At 74.5% G+C, this 16,626-nt stretch carries 13 protein-coding genes and 1 pseudogene; 10 read left to right on the forward strand and 4 right to left on the reverse strand.

The annotated features are described in order from the left end of the window. From AB0917_RS17085 to AB0917_RS17100, 4 genes are all read left to right on the forward strand, one after another. On the forward strand, positions 1-1,108 hold a 1,108-nt coding region (locus tag AB0917_RS17085), incomplete at its 5' end, for an ABC transporter substrate-binding protein (protein ID WP_366820345.1). A 388-nt stretch (positions 1,109-1,496) separates the two neighbouring features. Next, positions 1,497-2,525, forward strand: coding sequence for an L-threonine 3-dehydrogenase (tdh, locus tag AB0917_RS17090; protein ID WP_366820346.1), 1,029 nt, complete (start codon positions 1,497-1,499; stop codon positions 2,523-2,525). A 54-nt stretch (positions 2,526-2,579) separates the two neighbouring features. Then, complete coding sequence (locus AB0917_RS17095) at positions 2,580-3,773, forward strand: glycine C-acetyltransferase (protein ID WP_366820347.1); 1,194 nt, start codon at positions 2,580-2,582, stop codon at positions 3,771-3,773. A 47-nt stretch (positions 3,774-3,820) separates the two neighbouring features. Next, positions 3,821-4,744 (forward strand): LysR family transcriptional regulator, encoded by a 924-nt coding sequence (locus AB0917_RS17100; RefSeq protein ID WP_366820348.1) that lies wholly within the window; start codon positions 3,821-3,823, stop codon positions 4,742-4,744. A gap of 23 nt (positions 4,745-4,767) precedes the next feature. On the opposite strand, the pseudogene AB0917_RS17105 reads toward AB0917_RS17100, so the two are convergent. Then, a pseudogene (locus AB0917_RS17105) lies at positions 4,768-5,030 on the reverse strand (VOC family protein); the annotation flags it as partial. A gap of 127 nt (positions 5,031-5,157) precedes the next feature. Here AB0917_RS17105 and AB0917_RS17110 point away from each other — a divergent pair. Then, positions 5,158-6,297 carry an aminopeptidase P family protein gene (locus AB0917_RS17110; RefSeq protein ID WP_366820349.1) on the forward strand — a complete coding sequence of 380 codons (1,140 nt, stop codon included), beginning with the start codon at positions 5,158-5,160 and terminating at the stop codon, positions 6,295-6,297. A 19-nt stretch (positions 6,298-6,316) separates the two neighbouring features. Here the strand turns inward: AB0917_RS17110 and treZ are convergent, their stop codons facing one another. Then, a complete protein-coding gene (treZ, locus tag AB0917_RS17115; RefSeq protein WP_366820350.1) occupies positions 6,317-8,077 on the reverse strand; it encodes a malto-oligosyltrehalose trehalohydrolase in 1,761 nt (586 codons plus the stop codon). Positions 8,078-8,323: 246 nt separating this feature from the next. On the opposite strand from treZ, the gene AB0917_RS17120 reads away from it, so the two are divergent. Together AB0917_RS17120 and AB0917_RS17125 are read left to right on the forward strand one after the other, a co-directional pair. Further along, positions 8,324-9,790, forward strand: a complete 1,467-nt coding sequence (locus AB0917_RS17120; protein ID WP_366820351.1) for a GH1 family beta-glucosidase — start codon at positions 8,324-8,326, stop codon at positions 9,788-9,790. A 14-nt stretch (positions 9,791-9,804) separates the two neighbouring features. Beyond that, a complete protein-coding gene (locus AB0917_RS17125; protein ID WP_366820352.1) occupies positions 9,805-10,953 on the forward strand; it encodes an alpha-L-fucosidase in 1,149 nt (382 codons plus the stop codon). Here AB0917_RS17125 and AB0917_RS17130 read toward each other — a convergent pair. Continuing rightward, positions 10,913-11,836: a GNAT family N-acetyltransferase gene (locus tag AB0917_RS17130; RefSeq protein WP_366820353.1), complete on the reverse strand. Its 924-nt coding sequence runs from the start codon at positions 11,834-11,836 to the stop codon at positions 10,913-10,915. The two genes, AB0917_RS17125 and AB0917_RS17130, sit on opposite strands and share 41 nt — an antisense overlap. 317 nt (positions 11,837-12,153) lie before the next feature. On the opposite strand from AB0917_RS17130, the gene AB0917_RS17135 reads away from it, so the two are divergent. Then, positions 12,154-12,720 (forward strand): DUF1707 and FHA domain-containing protein, encoded by a 567-nt coding sequence (locus tag AB0917_RS17135; protein ID WP_366820354.1) that lies wholly within the window; start codon positions 12,154-12,156, stop codon positions 12,718-12,720. A gap of 195 nt (positions 12,721-12,915) precedes the next feature. On the opposite strand, the gene lpdA is transcribed toward AB0917_RS17135, so the two are convergent. Then, positions 12,916-14,358: a dihydrolipoyl dehydrogenase gene (gene lpdA, locus AB0917_RS17140; protein WP_366820355.1), complete on the reverse strand. Its 1,443-nt coding sequence runs from the start codon at positions 14,356-14,358 to the stop codon at positions 12,916-12,918. A 100-nt stretch (positions 14,359-14,458) separates the two neighbouring features. On the opposite strand from lpdA, the gene AB0917_RS17145 reads away from it, so the two are divergent. After that, positions 14,459-15,430, forward strand: a complete 972-nt coding sequence (locus AB0917_RS17145; protein ID WP_366820356.1) for a LysR family transcriptional regulator — start codon at positions 14,459-14,461, stop codon at positions 15,428-15,430. Positions 15,431-15,479: 49 nt separating this feature from the next. After that, complete coding sequence (locus AB0917_RS17150; protein ID WP_366820357.1) at positions 15,480-16,526, forward strand: cytochrome P450; 1,047 nt, start codon at positions 15,480-15,482, stop codon at positions 16,524-16,526. Positions 16,527-16,626: the final 100 nt, after the last annotated feature.

The following is a 16,626-nucleotide window of genomic DNA, read 5'->3' on the forward strand; positions in this document are numbered from 1 at the left end:
CGGGGACACCGGATCGCAGGCGCGGCCGGACGGGCTCCCGACCCGCGCCATCGGCCTCCACGCCGACCTCACCGGACCGGGCCGCGCCACCGGCCTGGCCCACCAGCGCGGCGCCCAGCTCGCCGTCGCCGACCACAACTCCCGTACCGACAAGGCCTTCCGCCTCACTCTCCGTACCGAGGACGACGCCGGGGAGAAGGCGCGGGCCCTGCGCGTGGCCGACCGGCTGGCGGCGGACCCCGATGTCGTCGCCGTCCTCGGGCCGACCGGCGAGGCGCTGGCCGAGGACGTCGTCCTGCGGTACGGAAAGGCGCGGCTCGCCACGGTCGTCGTCGCGGCGGGGTCCTTCACCGGCGCCTGGAACGCGAGCCTCCAGCTCTTCGTGACCCGGCCCTACGACGGCAGCCTCGCCCCCGGCCTCGTCAGCTACCTGGCCCGCACGCGTCCCGCCGAGCGCGTCCTCCTCGTCCCGGACGCGGCGGACCCCGACCACGGCTGGAAGATCGGCTCCGCCTTCCGGGATTCGGCCCGCATCGGCGCCACCCTCACCGAGCACCCCCTCCCCGGCGGTGGTTCGGGGTTCCGCCCCGCGGCCCGCCGCGCCATCGCCACCCGGGCCGACGCCGTCGTCTACGCAGGCCGCTCCGCGCCCCGGGCCGCCCGCCTGGCCACCGCGCTCGCGGCCGAGGGCTTCACCGGCACCCGGGCCGGCGCCGGACCCGCCCTCGGGCCCGCCTTCCTCGAGGGGGCCGGGAAGGCCGCCGACGGCTGGGTCTTCGCCGAGGCGTACGCCGACGCCTCGGCGCTCCCGTCGGCCGCGCGGTTCACCGCCGCCCACCGCCGCCGCTTCGGCGCACCGCCCGCCACCTGGGCCGCCGAGGCGTACGACGCGGTCGGTCTGCTCGCACGGGCCGTGGCGGCGACGAGCGCCGACGGCGAGGAGCGCGGCGGGCTGGCGCAGCGGCTGCTGCGGACCGAGCACCGGGGAATCGTCCGCGCCCTGGCGTTCCAGACCTCCACGCTCCAGGTCCGGCAGCGGGACGGGATCTTCCTCTACCGGGTCGAGAAGGGCCGCCCCCGCTTCCTGGGCCCGTACAGCGAGGTGTAGCCCCGTGTAGCTCCGTACGGCGAGCCCCGTAGCTCCGTACGGCGAGGAAGAGCCGCCCGTCCGGCGAGCTGCGGCCACGAGCGAGCTGCGGGCCATGAGCAAGCTGCGGGCCACGAGCAAGCTGTGAAGCCTGGGCCAGGTGTGAAGATCTCCTGCGACCGCGCTTAAGAAATCCTCGATGGACCCAGGCCCCGCCGTACGGCAGCCTTCTCGGTGACGGCCGGGAACGGTGCGTGGAGCCGCACGGGCGTGCTCCGTCCCGTCCCGCCGTACCCGCCCCCGCCACGGGGGCGCCCCCCAAGACCACCCCGGGCCGCTGGGCTCCTCCGACAGGCCCCGAGGCCCGGGGTATCCACCACCCGCGTACCACGTGCAGGGAGCCGCAGCCGTGAAGGCACTCGTCAAGCAGAAGGCCGAACCGGGACTGTGGCTGATGGACGTGCCGGAGCCGGAGTACGGCCCCGGGGACGTCCTGATCAAGGTCCTGCGTACCGGGATCTGCGGCACCGACCTGCACATCCGCGCCTATGACGGCTGGGCCCAGCAGGCGGTCACCACCCCGCTGGTCCTCGGCCACGAGTTCGTCGGCGAGGTCGCCGCCCTCGGCTCGGACGTCCCCGACATCGCGGTGGGCGACCTCGTCAGCGGCGAGGGCCACCTGGTCTGCGGCAAGTGCCGCAACTGCCTGGCCGGCCGCCGCCACCTGTGCCGCTCCACCGTCGGCCTCGGCGTCGGCCGGGACGGGGCGTTCGCCGAGTACGTGGTCCTGCCCGCCTCGAACGTGTGGGTGCACCGGGTCCCCGTCGACCTCGACATCGCGGCGATCTTCGACCCGTTCGGCAACGCCGTGCACACCGCGCTCTCCTTCCCGCTGGTGGGCGAGGACGTCCTGATCACCGGCGCCGGGCCGATCGGCATCATGGCCGCCGCCGTCGCCAGGCACGCGGGTGCCCGCAACGTCGTCATCACCGACGTCAGCGAGGCCCGCCTCGCCCTCGCCCGCAAGGTCGGCGTCAGCCTCGCCCTCAACGTCGCGGACCGGACCATCGCGGACGGGCAGCGCGAGCTGGGCCTGCGCGAGGGCTTCGACATCGGCCTGGAGATGTCCGGCCGCCCCGAGGCGATGCGCGACATGGTCGCGAACATGACGCACGGCGGCCGGATTGCGATGCTCGGCCTGCCCGCCGAGGAGTTCGCCGTCGACTGGTCCCGGATCGTCACCTCGATGATCACCGTCAAGGGGATCTACGGCCGCGAGATGTACGAGACCTGGTACGCCATGTCCGTCCTGCTGGAGGGCGGTCTCGACCTCGCCCCCGTGATCACCGGCCGGTACGGCTACCGCGACTTCGAAGCGGCCTTCGACGACGCCGCGAGCGGCCTCGGCGGCAAGGTCATCCTCGACTGGACCGCCTGACCCTTCGAACTTCTTCTCGAACCTCGTAGGCTCGAACCTCTTAAGGAATCCAGCATGTTCGCATCCGTACGCGACGACCTGCGCACCACCCTCGACGAGATCCGCGCCGCCGGGCTGCACAAGCCCGAGCGCGTGATCGGCACCCCGCAGTCCGCGACCGTGGCCGTCACCTCCGGCGGCCGGGCCGGCGAGGTCCTCAACTTCTGCGCCAACAACTACCTGGGCCTCGCCGACCACCCCGAGGTCGTCGCCGCCGCCCACGAGGCGCTGGACCGCTGGGGCTACGGGCTCGCCTCGGTCCGCTTCATCTGCGGCACCCAGGAGGTCCACAAGGAGCTGGAGCAGCGCCTGTCGGCCTTCCTCGGCCAGGAGGACACGATCCTCTACTCCTCCTGCTTCGACGCCAACGGCGGCGTCTTCGAGACGATCCTCGGCGCCGAGGACGCGGTCATCTCCGACGCCCTCAACCACGCCTCCATCATCGACGGCATCCGGCTCTCCAAGGCCCAGCGCTTCCGCTACGCCAACCGCGACATGGCCGACCTGGAGAAGCAGCTCAAGGAGGCGTCCGGGGCCCGGCGCCGGCTGATCGTCACCGACGGCGTCTTCTCGATGGACGGGTACGTGGCCCCGCTCCAGGAGATCTGCGACCTGGCCGACCGGTACGACGCCATGGTCATGGTCGACGACTCGCACGCCGTCGGCTTCGTCGGCCCCGGCGGGCGCGGCACCCCCGAGCTGCACGGCGTCATGGACCGGGTCGACATCATCACCGGCACCCTGGGCAAGGCGCTCGGCGGCGCCTCCGGCGGCTACGTCGCGGCCCGCGCCGAGATCGTGGCCCTGCTGCGCCAGCGCTCGCGCCCGTACCTCTTCTCCAACTCGCTCGCCCCGGTCATCGCCGCCGCCTCCCTCAAGGTCATCGACCTGCTGGAATCCGCCGGCGACCTGCGGGACCAGCTCAACGCCAACACCGCGCTCTTCCGTACCCGGATGACCGAGGAGGGCTTCGACATCCTGCCCGGCGACCACGCCATCGCCCCCGTCATGATCGGGGACGCGGCGAAGGCAGGCCGGATGGCGGAGCTGCTCCTGGAGCGCGGTGTGTACGTGATCGGGTTCTCGTACCCGGTCGTCCCGCAGGGGGCCGCGCGCATCCGCGTCCAGCTCTCCGCGGCGCACTCCACCGCCGACGTGAACCGCGCCGTGGACGCCTTCGTCGACGCGCGGGCGGCCCTGGAGGCGTAGCCCGTCGCCCGGTCGGGGCCTCGGCCGCGACCTGGGACAATGGGCACATGATCGATGCGCGGCGGCTGCGAATCCTCCGTGCGGTGGCCGACCACCGCACGGTGACCGCGGCCGCCGCCGCGTTGTACCTGACGCCGTCCGCCGTCTCCCAGCAGCTCGCCGCCCTGGAGCAGGAGACCGGCCACCGCCTCGTCGAACGCGGCGCGCGCGGCACCCGGCTCACCGCTGCCGGGGAGATCCTGCTCAGCCACGCCAACGTGGTCCTGGCCCAGCTGGAGCGGGCCGAGGCGGAGCTGGCGGACTACGGCGCGGGCGTCGCCGGTACGGTCACGGTCGCCGCGTTCGCCACCGGCATCGGCCTGGTGCTCGCCCCCGCCCTCACCGAGCTGGCCCGCACCGCCCCCGGCATCCGGGTCAAGGTCCAGGACGCGGAGGGCGACGCGAGCGTCCCGATGGTGCTGGACCGGCAGGTGGATGTGGCGGTGGCCGTCGAGTACCGGGGCGCGTCCGCCGAGGACGCCCGGCGCCTCACCCGCGTCCCCCTCTACTCGGAGCCGTTCGACGCGGTGCTCCCGGTCGGCCACCGCCTCGCGGACCAGGACCACGTGGCGGTCGCGGACCTCGCCAAGGACCCGTGGATCGGGCCGTACCCGGGCAACCCCTGCCATGAGGTGGTGGTCCTGGCCTGCGAGTCCGCCGGGTTCGAACCCCGCCTGGAGCACTCCTCGGACGACTTCCGGGCGGTGGTCGCGCTGGCCGGGGCGGACGCGGGGGTGGCCCTGGTGCCGCGCTCGGCCCTGCGCGGGACGGAGCTGACCGGGGTGGTCGTGCGCCCGGTGGAGGGCAGCGCCCCCACCCGCCGCGTCTTCGCGGCCGTACGGCAGGGGGCCGAGGGCCATCCGCTGATCCGGCCGGTGCTGGACGCGATGGAGGCGGTGGCGGTACGGGAGGCGGGGCTGGCGCGGGCGTGAGCGGGGCTCGCGCAGGCGGGGCGTCACGCCGGCTGGAGCAGGTCCCAGCGGTTGCCGTACAGGTCCTCGAAGACCGCGACCGAGCCGTACGTCTCGTGCCGGGCTCCTCCAGGAAGCGCCCGCCCGCCGCGCTCATCCGGGCATGGTCGCCCGCGAAGTCCTCGGTGTACAGGAAGAAGCCGACCCGCCCGACCGTCTGCGCCTGATCCTTCGCGCGCCCCAGCAGCAGCCCCGTACCGGTCGCGGCCCCGCGCGGGCGCACCACCACCCAGCGGGGGCCGTCGCCCCCTCCGCCCCCGGCAGCCGCCCCCCTGTCCCGTACGTCCTGCGAACCCGCTCGCGGACACCCCGCCCGGCGGGCAGGATGCAGGGAGCCATGCCCTGCCGCACCCTCTCACCGCCAGGAGGCCCCGATGTCCAGCCCGAACCCGCCCGCGCCGCACCCCGAACCCTTCACCGCCGAGGTCTACCGGGCCCGGATGGCGAAGGCGGCCGAGGCCGCCGACGGGGCCGGACTGGCCGGGGTGATCGTCGCGCCCGGTCCCGACCTCGTCCACCTCACCGGCTACCAGCCCGTCTCCACCGAACGCCTCACCCTCCTCGTCCTGCGGGCCGGTCAGGAGCCGGTCCTGGTCGTCCCGACGCTGGAGGCGCCCGACGCGGCGGCGGCCGCCGGGGCGCCCGTCCTCGCCCTGCGGGACTGGACCGACGGCAAGGACCCGTACGCGGTGGCCTCCCCGCTGCTCGCCGCCCAGGGCCGCTTCGCCGTCAGCGACAACGCGTGGGCGATGCATCTCCTCGGCCTCCAACGGGCCCTGCCCGACACCACGTACACCTCCCTCACCGAGGCGCTCCCGATGCTCCGGGCGGTGAAGGACGGAGCCGAGCTGGAGCGCCTGGCGGCGGCGGGGGCGGCGGCGGACGCCACGTACGAGGAGATCCTCAAGGTGCGCTTCTCCGGCCGCCGGGAGAGCGACGTGGCCGCCGATCTCGCCGCGCTGCTCAAGCACTTCGGCCACTCCCAGGTCGACTTCACCGTCGTCGGCTCCGGGCCCAACGGCGCCAACCCGCACCACGAGGCGGGTGAACGCACCATCGAGCGCGGCGACATGGTCGTCCTGGACTTCGGTGGCCTGAAGCACGGTTACGGCTCCGACACCTCCCGTACGGTCCACGTCGGCGAGCCCACCGCCGAGGAGCAGCGCGTCCACGACATCGTCCGCGAGGCCCAGCAGGCGGGCTGCGCCGCCGTCGCGCCGGGCGTGGCCTGCCAGGAGATCGACCGCGCCGCCCGCGCGGTGATCACCGAGTTCGGCTACGGCGAGCGGTTCATCCACCGCACCGGCCACGGCATCGGTGTCACCACCCACGAACCCCCCTACCTGATCGAGGGCGAGGAGCAGCCGCTCGTCCCCGGCATGTGCTTCTCCGTCGAGCCGGGCGTCTATCTTCCCGGCCGCTTCGGGGTCCGGATCGAGGACATCGTGACCGTCACCGAGGACGGCGGCCGACGCCTCAACGCCACCGCGCGCGAACTGGCGATCGTCGAGTAGCCGGTGGACGCGGGGGAGTTCAGTCGTCCGCCAGCACCACGCACGACTGAGGCGGCAGACGCAGCACCCCGTCCGCCCCCGGCGCCTCGACCGGCTCCCAGGCCGCCAGCACCCGCCCCCCGCCCCGGCGGTGGCGGCCGGAGCCGAGCGGGATCGCGGCCGGCCCGTCCGCCAGGTTGACCGCGATCCGCAGATCGCCCCTGCGGTACGCCAGCCAGCGGGCGTCCTCGTCGAACGCGGTCCGCACCGAGGCGAGGTCGGGATCGTGGAGATCGGGCAACGCCCGGCGCAGCGCGATGAGTTGGCGGTACCAGGCCAGCAGCCGTGCATGGGGTTCACGCTCCGGCTCGGACCAGTCCAGACAGGAGCGGTCGCGGGTCGCCGGGTCCTGCGGGTCGGGGATCTCCTCCTGGGCCCAGCCGTGCGCGCCGAACTCCCGCCGCCTGCCCTCGCGTACGGCCTGGGCCAGCTCCGGGTCCGTGTGGTCGGTGAAGAACTGCCACGGGGTGCGCGCCCCCCACTCCTCGCCCATGAAGAGCATCGGGGTGAACGGTCCGGTCAGCACGAGGGCGGCGGCGCACGCCTGGAGTCCGGGGGGCAGGGAGGCGGCGAGCCGGTCGCCGAGGGCCCGGTTGCCGATCTGGTCGTGGGTCTGCGCGTAACCGACGAACCGGTGGGCGGGGGAGCGTGACACGTCGACCGGGCGGCCGTGGGTGCGGCCCCGGAAGGTGGAGAAGGTCCCGTTGTGGAAGAACACGGACGTCACCGTCTTGGCCAGGGCGGCCAGCGGGGCACGGGCGAAGTCCGCGTAGTAGCCCTGGGACTCGCCGGTGAGCGCGGTGTGCAGGGCGTGGTGGAAGTCGTCGTTCCACTGGGCGTGCAGCCCGAGGCCGCCCGCCGGGCGCGGGGTGGTGGTGCGCGGGTCGCAGAGATCCGACTCCGCGATCAGGCCCAGCGGCCGCCCCAGCTCCACCGCCAGCGCGTCGACCGCCGTCGACAGCTCCTCCAGGAAGGTGAGAGCCCGGGTGTCGGCGAGCGCGTGCACCGCGTCCAGCCGCAGCCCGTCGAGCCGGTACTCCCGCAGCCAGGCCAGCGCGCTGCCCAGCAGGAACGCCCGTACCTCGTCGGAGCCCGGGGCGTCCAGGTTGACCGCCGCGCCCCACGGGGTGTGGTGGGTGTCGGTGAAGTACGGGCCGAAGGCGGGCAGGTGGTTGCCGGAGGGGCCCAGGTGGTTGTGGACCACGTCCAGGACCACCCCGAGCCCCAGCCCGTGCGCGGTGTCGACAAAGCGTTTCAGCCCCTCGGGGCCGCCGTACGGCTCGTGCACCGCCCAGAGCGAGACGCCCTCGTACCCCCAGCCGTTGGTGCCGGGAAACGGACAGACCGGCATCAGCGACACATGGGTGACGCCCAGCTCCGCCAGATGGCCCAGCCGCGCCGCCGCCGCGTCGAACGTGCCCTCCCGGGTGTACGTCCCCACGTGCAGCTCGTACAGGACCGCCCGGGTCAGCCGCCGCCCCGCCCAGGCGTTGCGCCAGGCGTACGCCCCCTGGTCGACGACCGCGCTCGGCCCGTCGGGCCCGTCCGGCTGGCGCCGCGAACGCGGGTCCGGCAGCAGCGGCCCGTCGTCCACCCGGAACCCGTAGCGGTCTCCGTCCGCCGCCTCCGCCTCGGCGCTCCACCAGCCCTCCCGCAGCGGATCGCGCTCCATGGGGCAGCGGACCTCCGCCGCCTCCAGCACGACCGTGTCCGCCTCGGGGGCCCACACCTCGAACCGCATCCACCACTCCTCGTCCGTAGTAGGTCATCAGGTCGTCAGGTCGTCAGGACGTGAGGTCTTCGGGGCGCCGGGGCGCCGGGCCGGCCCGACGACCCGAGGCAGCCTCGCGCCCGGCTCACCACCACCCATGACCGCCCGCCTCTGGAACCGGCCGGTCACCCGCCATTAAGGTCTGGTCCTGATCATTGCCCGGCCGGCTCGCGCTCATACAGGTTCCGTTCATCCGTACGGCTCATGGAGGCCGAGATGCCCGTACCGCAGTTCCCGCCCGGCTTCCTCTGGGGAGCCTCCGCCTCCGCCTTCCAGACCGAGGGGTCGGTGGACGCCGACGGCAAGGGCCCCTCGGGCTGGGACGCCTTCGCCGCCCTGCCCGGCCGGATCAAGGACGGCACCGACACCACCCGGGCCACCGGCTTCCACACCCGCTACCGCGAGGACGTGGCCCTGCTCTCCGGGCTCGGCGCCGACGCCTTCCGGTTCTCCATCAGCTGGCCCCGCGTGGTCCCGGGCGGCAGCGGGGCCGTCAACGCCGACGGGCTCGACTTCTACGACCGGCTCGTCGACGAACTCTGCGCCCACGGCATCACCCCCGCCCCCACCCTCTACCACTGGGACACCCCGCTCCCGCTGGAGGAGGCGGGCGGCTGGCTCGACCGGGACACCGCCTACCGCTTCGCCGAGTACGCGGGCATCGTCGCCGAACGCCTCGCCGACCGGGTCCCGATGTGGATCACCATCAACGAACCCGCCGAGGTCACCCTGCTCGGCTACGCGCTGGGCGAGCACGCCCCCGGCCGCACCCTCCTCTTCGACGCCCTGCCCGCCGCCCACCACCAGCTCCTCGCCCACGGCCTCGCCGTCCGCGCCCTGCGCGCGGCGGGCGCCGACAACGTCGGCATCGCGCTCTCCCACGCCCCGGTGTGGACGGCCGGCGACTCCGACGAGGACCGCTTCGGCGCGGAGCTGTACGACACGCTCACCAACTGGCTCTTCGCCGACCCCGTCCTCACCGGCCGCTACCCGGACGAGGGGCTCGCCGCCCTGATGCCGGGACCGGTCACCGACGACCTCAAGGTCATCTCCACCCCGCTCGACTGGTACGGCGTCAACTACTACAACCCCACCCTCGTCGGCGCCCCCCGGCCGGAGGCCCTGGAGACCTTCTCCGGCTTCACGATCCCTGCCGAACTCCCCTTCGGCATCAGGGAGATCGAGGGGTACGAGAGGACCGGCTTCGGCTGGCCCGTCGTCCCCGAGGGGCTCACCGAGATCCTCACCCTGCTCCACCGCCGCTACGGCGACCGCCTCCCGCCCCTCCACATCACCGAGAACGGCTGCGCCCTGGACGAGCCGCTCGCCGACGACCGCCGCATCGCCTACCTGGAGAGCCACCTCACCGCCCTGCGCGCGGCGATGGACGCCGGGGTCGACGTGCGCGGCTACTTCACCTGGTCGCTCACCGACAACGTGGAGTGGACGGAGGGGGCCTCGCAGCGGTTCGGCCTGGTCCACATCGACTACGAGACCCTTGCCCGTACGCCGAAGGCCTCGTACGCCTGGTACCGCGACCTGATCCGCACACAGAAGCAGCCGGAGCAGCAGAGGGCGCAGAAGACGCAGAAGCAACCGAAGGAGCCGAAGCAGGCGAGGCAGCCGAAGCAGTCGGACCGGAACCCGGTGGCCGAGGGGGCTTACGCAGCTCCCCCCGAATGATCAATACTCCCGCCATGGTCGCTTCATGGTGGTCCCGGGCCCGGCTGGGGATCTTCGTTCACTGGACGCCCGCCTCCGTCCCCGGCTGGGCCCCGCCCCACGTCCCGCCGGACAGGCTCCCGGCGGCGGGCCGGCGTGCGCCGCTCGGCTGGACCCCGTACGCGGAGTGGTACGAGAACTCCCTCCGCTTCCCCGGCTCCCCGGCCGCCGCCCACCACCGCGCCACCTACGGCACCCGCCCCTACACCGACTTCGGCCGCGACTTCGAGGACGGGCTCGCCACCTGGGACCCGGCCGCCTGGGCCCGCTCCTTCCGTGCGGCGGGCGCCGGGTACGCGGTGCTGGTCACCAAGCACCACGACGGCTTCTGCCTGTGGCCCTCCCGGACCGCCAACCCCCACCGCACCGGCTGGCACACCACCCGGGACGTGGTCGGCGAGTTCGCCGAGGCCGTACGGGCCGAGGGCCTGCGCTTCGGCGTCTACTACTCCGGCGGGCTCGACTGGACCTTCGACGACCGGCCCATCGGCACCGCCGCCGACATGTTCTCCGCCGTCCCGCGCGGCCGCTACCCCGCCTACGCCGACGCGCAGCTGAGGGAGCTGATCCGGCGCTACCGCCCCGACATCCTCTGGAACGACATCGCCTGGCCGGCCTCCGCCACCGAGATCCGCTCCCTCACCGACTTCTACCGCTTCACCGTCCCCCACGGCGTCGTCAACGACCGCCTGCTGCCGTACGCCCCGCACTGGCGGGCGCTGAACCTGCCGGGCGCCAAGTCCCTCTTCAACTGGTGGGACCGGCGCACGGTGGCGCGGGGCGAGGGCTTCGTGCCGCGCACCCCGCCGGAGTTCGACTTCCGTACGCCGGAGTACGCCCGGTACACCGGCTCCGACCCGTACGAGATCACCCGGGGCATCGACCACAGCTTCGGCTACAACCGCAACTCCGCCCCGGACGCCTTCATCGACCGCCGCGCGCTGACCTCACTGGTCCGCGACACGGCGGCCGACGGCGGGAACCTGCTGCTCGACGTGGGGCCGCGCGGCGAGGACGCGACGATCCCCGCCGAGCAGCAGCTCCGGCTGGACTGGCTCGCCGAGGAGACGGCGAGCGGGTCACTCACCCCTGAGCGAACACCAGGTCGATGCGTTCCTGAGTGACGGGGTGACCGGCGCGGGCGAACGCGGCGGCCATCGGCGCGTTCGCGCGGTCCGTCGCGCCCGCGATGGACTCGGCGCCCCGCTCGACCAGGAAGCGGGTGCACTCCACCAGCAGGTCGTAGCCGTACCCGTGCCCGCGCGCCTCGGGGACGACCCCGATGAAGCCGACGCACGGCCCGGACGGGTTGTGCGCGGGCACCTGGATGCCCGCCACCTCGCCGTCCGGCGTGTACGCGAGCTGCCACCACGCACGGGGCGAGGGGCACCAGTGGAAGAAGTCCAACTCCTCCTGGGCCGCCGCCTCCAGACCGCCGGGGCCCTCGATCGCCCGCCGGGCGTGGGCGTCCAGCGTGACCGAGTGGACCCGGCGCAGGACGTCGAGGATCACGGCGTCGTCCGGCTCGGGGCGGAAGGTGAGCCGGCCCGGCCGCTCGGGCAGCGGGCAGTCGGGGGTCCACACATAGCGGTAACGCTCGACGAGGACCTCCATACCGGCCCCCCGAGCCGCGGCGATCCTGCTCTCGGCGGCGGCCCGGACCTCGGGCACCTCCCGCCAGCCCGGCGGCACGAGCAGGCAGTATTCGGTACGGAAGGGGGCCCGGCGCAGGAGTTCGGTGCCCGCCGCCTCCTCGCCCGGCGCGAAGTCGAACCAGTCCAGCGCGATGGGCGCGCTGTCGTCGGGGGCGGCCCACCAGGCGGCCCTGGCCACCACGGTGTCGTCGCGCAGGGCGACCCACGTCCAGTCGGGGCGGTACTCGCCGCCGTCCGCCAGGGCGGCATAACGGTGGCCGAAAGCTCCACGGCCGACGAGAGCGGCGTCCTGGAGCGAGTGGAAAAGATCTGCGTCGCTCGGGGTGAGCGCGCGAATGACCAGATCGGTCATGGAGAGGTCCTCCGGGGAAGAAAAGCAGCGCTCCCGGTCAGACGGAGTCCGACACCGCCCGGTGGACGGGGCGGGAACGCGGGGGTGAGAAGCTGCGGATGCCGGTGATACCGGTGGTGTCCTCACGCACGGTCCCACCTCCTTTCACGACCTGGGCCGATGCCGGTGACGACCGTAGCCGGGGCCCCGACGGTGTGTCCACCGATTAACGCGCCCGCCCGTGACGGCGTCCGCGTCGAGCCCCGGTGCAGGTCAGCGCGGGCGGGAAGCGGGGTTCGTCTGGACACCCCGGCCCCCTCGGACCGACAATCGTCGACGTGACGTCCTCCTCCGAGTTCCACACGTATCCCGCGCGGCTTTCGGACGCCCAGCGCGACCGTGTCCTCGGCGTGCTCAGAGAGGGTGCGGCACAGGGCAAGCTGTCGCACGACACCTTCATGCGGCGCATGGAGCTCGCCCTCGTCGCCCGCCGTCCCGAGGAACTCGCGGCCCTCACCTCGGACCTGGACACCGGCAGCCGCCTCTCGCAGGGGCTGGTGCGCGCGGTCGGCGGGATATCCGCCTTCCCCGGCCGGCTGCGCCGGGCCTGGCAGACCGAGCGGCTCCCCAAGCTGCTGCTCCCCGCCCCGAGTCCGTACCCGCTGCTCATCGGCCGCGACCCGGGCAACGGACTGCGGCTCAACCACGAGACGGTCTCCCGGCTGCACGCCGAACTCACCGTGCAGCACGGCCGCTGGGTGCTGCGCGACCTCGGCTCCACCAACGGCACCTGCGTCAACGGGCAGCGGCTCGTCGGCGCGATCCCGGTGCGCGACGGGGACCAGGTGAGCTTCGGCCGGATGAGCTTCCGCCTGACCGCTCCCTCCCTGCGCCCGCCGGCCTGACCGCTGCTTGAGTGCGACCACCCGCCTGGCCACTCCGCCACGGCGCCCGCCCGGCTGACTGCTCCCTCCCTGTGTTCGCCCGCCCGACCGCTGCCTCCCTGTGCCTACCCGCCCGCCTGACCGCTCCCTCCCCGTGCCCGCCCGCAGGAACCCGTCCGAGCCCGTCCGAACCCGTCCGAGCCCGTCCCCTCCGGATCAGTGCTGCTGGTGCAGGCCGCGTCCGGCCAGTGTCAGGAACGCCTCGCCGACCGCCTCCGAGAGCGTCGGGTGGGCGTGGACATGGTGGGCCACATCGGCCGGTTCCGCGTCCCAGCCCACCACGAGCTGGCCCTCCGCGATCATCTCCGAGACGTGCGGGCCGACCAGGTGGACGCCCAGCACCCGGCCCGCCCGCTCCGCCACCACCTTCACCAGGCCGCCCCGGCCGTGCACCATCCCCTTGGCGACGGCCGTCAGCGGCAAGGTGTTCACCACCACGTCGTGCCCCGCGTCCCGGGCCTGCGGCTCGGTCAGCCCCACCGCCGCGGTCTGGGGTGAGGAGTACGTGACCCGGGGGACGGCGGCGTAGTCGACCGGGGCCGTCCGCAGCCCGGCCAGTGTCTCCGCCACCAACAGGCCCTCGGCGAAGGACGCGTGGGCCAGCCCCAACGAGGGCGGCGGCAGCAGGTCGCCCACCACGTGGATGCCCGGCACCGCCGTCTCCAGCCGCGCCCAGTCGGCGGGCACCACATGGCCCCGCCCGTCCGTGGTCAGCCCCGCCGCCGCGAGCCCCAGCCCGTCCGTCACCGGCTCCCGGCCGACCGCCACCAGCAGCCGCTCGGCCGCCACCGTGACCGTCCCGCCCCGCGCGCTCCGCACGACGGCCCGCACCCCGTCGTCCACCACCGCCCACTCCAGCAGCCGGGCCCCTGCCTCCACCCGGATGCCCCGCTTCTTCAGCCCCCGGGTCAGATGGCGCGACACCTCCGCGTCCTCCAGGGGGACGAGCCGGTCGGCGGCCTCCACCAGCGTGACGTCGGCGCCCATCGACCGGTGGAACGAGGCGTACTCCACACCGATCGCCCCGCCGCCGACCACCAGGACGGAGCCGGGCAGCCCCGGCGCGTGCAGTGCGTCGTCGCTCGTGACCACCCGCCACCCGTCCGCCGCCGGGCCCGGCAGCATCCGGGGCCGCGACCCGGTCGCCAGCACCACACCCCGCCGGGCGACGACCTCCCCGTACCCGCCGATCCGGGCGGAGCGCGGGCCCGTCAGCTCGGCGCTGCCGCGTACCACCTCCACGCCGGCGTGCGCGAGATGGCCCTCGACCCCCCGGTGGTTGCGGGAGACGATGTCGTCCCGGGTCGCCACCAGGGCGGGCCAGTCCACCGAGTCGAGCGTCGCCCGCACGCCCCACCGCTCCCGGGCCTCCGCGATGCCGTCCACGAGTTCGGCGGCGTGCAGCATCGCCTTGCTCGGGACGCAGCCGCGGTGCAGACAGGTGCCGCCGACCAAGTCCCGTTCGACCAGGGTCACTTCGAGGCCCAGGGCGGCGGCCCGCAGCGCCGCGGAGTAGCCGCCCGTGCCACCGCCGATCACCAGGACGTCCGTCGTGTTCCGCGTGCTCATCCGCTGCTCCGTACTCCTCGTCCGCGTCATGGCTCCACCCTCCGCCCGCCTCCTGCCATACGTCCAAGGCAGAATGCGAGTGGATCCCATGCACAACGTTCATGGCCCAGGGCCTTGAGGGGAGCGGTCGATGAGCCTGCGTCAGATGGAGTATTTCGTCACGGTGGCCGAGGAGTCCTCCTTCACCCGGGCCGCCGAACGGCTCCACGTCACCCAGCCCGCCCTCTCCCACCAGATCAAGGCGCTGGAACGGGCCGTCGGCGGCGAGCTGCTGGAGCGGCTGCCGCGCGGCGTCCTGCTCACCCCGATGGGCCGCGCCTTCCTCCCACACGCCGAGCGCTCGGTCCGCAGCGCCGCCCAGGCCCGCCGCGCGGCCCGCGCCGCCGCCGGTGCCGAGGGCGGCGAACTGCACATCGCCACCGTGCACTCGGTGGCCGTCGGCATCCTCCCCGAGGTCTTCGCCCACTGGCGCCGGGCCCATCCGGGCGTCTGCCTGGTCCTCCACGAGTACGCCAGCACGGACGCGCTGGAGGACCAGGTGGACCGGGGCGTCGCCGACCTCGCCCTCGGGCCGGTCCCCGAGCGGTGGAGCGGGAGCCTCGTCCCGGTGGGGGAGGAGGAGATCGTGCTCGTCGTCCCGTTCGACGACCCGCTGGCCGGACGCCCCTCGGTCGGCCTCCACGAGCTCGCCGACCGGGCCTGGGTCCGGTGCGCCATGGAACCGGTCGTCCAGGGCCGCCCGTTCCTCGAAGGCGTCTGCGGCGCGGCGGGCTTCGAGCCCCGTACGGCGGTGTGGACCGAGCACACGTCGACGGCGATCCGGATGGCGGCGGCCGGGGTGGGCATCTCCACCGCCCCCTCCCACACCGTCCGCGGCGCGCTCGGCGAGGACTGCGCGGTGCTGAGCGTCGACCCGCCCTGGCTGCGCGCACTCGCCGTCTTCTCCCGGGTCCCCCCGACCGGTGCGGCGGCGGCCTTCACCGAACTGCTCACCACGCTGCCCGACACCGGAATCCGGCCGCTGAAGCCGTTCCGCCCCGGAACACCCTCACCCGAACGGGCGTACGCCGACTGCGCCGAGCCCCCGGCGGTGGTCCGCTGAGAGGCAGGTGCGTCGACAGGCGACGCCACGACCGCAGGGGGGACGAGGGATGTCGGCCGACCGCTCCGAGGCCCTGCCCACCGCCCGCCGCCCGCACCGGCTCGCGGGCGGGCAGCCGGGACTGCTGGAGCCGGGCGCCTCGACCGACCCGTACCGGCTGCGCCTCTACCGCGTCCTGCGCACCGACTTCCCGCTCGGATACGACCCCGGCCTCGGCGCCTGGCTGCTGAGCCGGTACGCGGACGTGGCCCTGGCCCTCACCGACCCCCGCTTCACCGGCTACCCGCACGACGGGGCTCCGCGCGGCCCGGTCCCCGCCCCGCTCGGGCTCTGCCGGGGCAGCCTGGTCTGTACGCCGCTGCCCGGGAGCGAGACGCCCCGGGGCCCGGGGAGCGCCCCCGTGCCCCCCACCGCCGTCGAGCGCACCGCGTACGTCCTGGCCCGCCGGATAGCCGGGCGCGAGCGGGCGGACCTGGTCGGCGAGTTCTGCCGGTGGCTCCCGGCCGGGGCCGACGCCGTGGCCGCCGGGCTCTCCCTCCCGGACCTGAAGACCCTGCCCCGCGCCGCCGCCCACCACCGGCCCGGCCAGGGAGCCGGCGACTGCGCCCGGCACACCGGGCTGCGCGAGCGGGCCCTCGCCTCGTTCCTCGCGAACATGCTGGACGACCCCGACCTGCTGGCCGCCGTGGCGGGCGGCGCCGGGTCCGGGATGCTGCTCCGCCGGGCCTGGACGGAGACGCTGCGCCGGGACCCGCCCGTCCAGATCGTGCTGCGCCGCACCCGCACCGAGGTCCGCGTCAGCGGCGGCACGCTGCCCGGCGGAGCGCCCGTCGCCTGCCTCATCGGCGCGGCGGGCCGCGACCCGGCCCGGTTCGCCGCCCCCGACCGGTTCGACCCGCTGCGCGCCGACGCCGACCCGCTGCTCACCGGCCCGGCCGGCTGCCCCGCCGCTCTGCTCGGCCGGCTGGAGGCCGAGCACGGACTGCGCGCCCTGCTGACGGCGATGCCGCGCATCCGCTGGGCCGAAGGCTTCCGCCCGGCGTCCAGCGGGCTGCTCACCCGGGGACCGCGGACCCTCCTCGTACGGCCCTCCTGACCGGCCTCTCGGGCACGGGCCCCCGGCACCTGGGCACGTGCCCCTGCCCTCGGGTGCGGCAGCCCGCCCCCGAGGGCAGGGACATCCTCCGCCCCCGAGG

Source organism: Streptomyces sp. NPDC007346 (assembly GCF_040703535.1).
Taxonomy (GTDB): Bacteria; Actinomycetota; Actinomycetes; order Streptomycetales; family Streptomycetaceae; genus Streptomyces.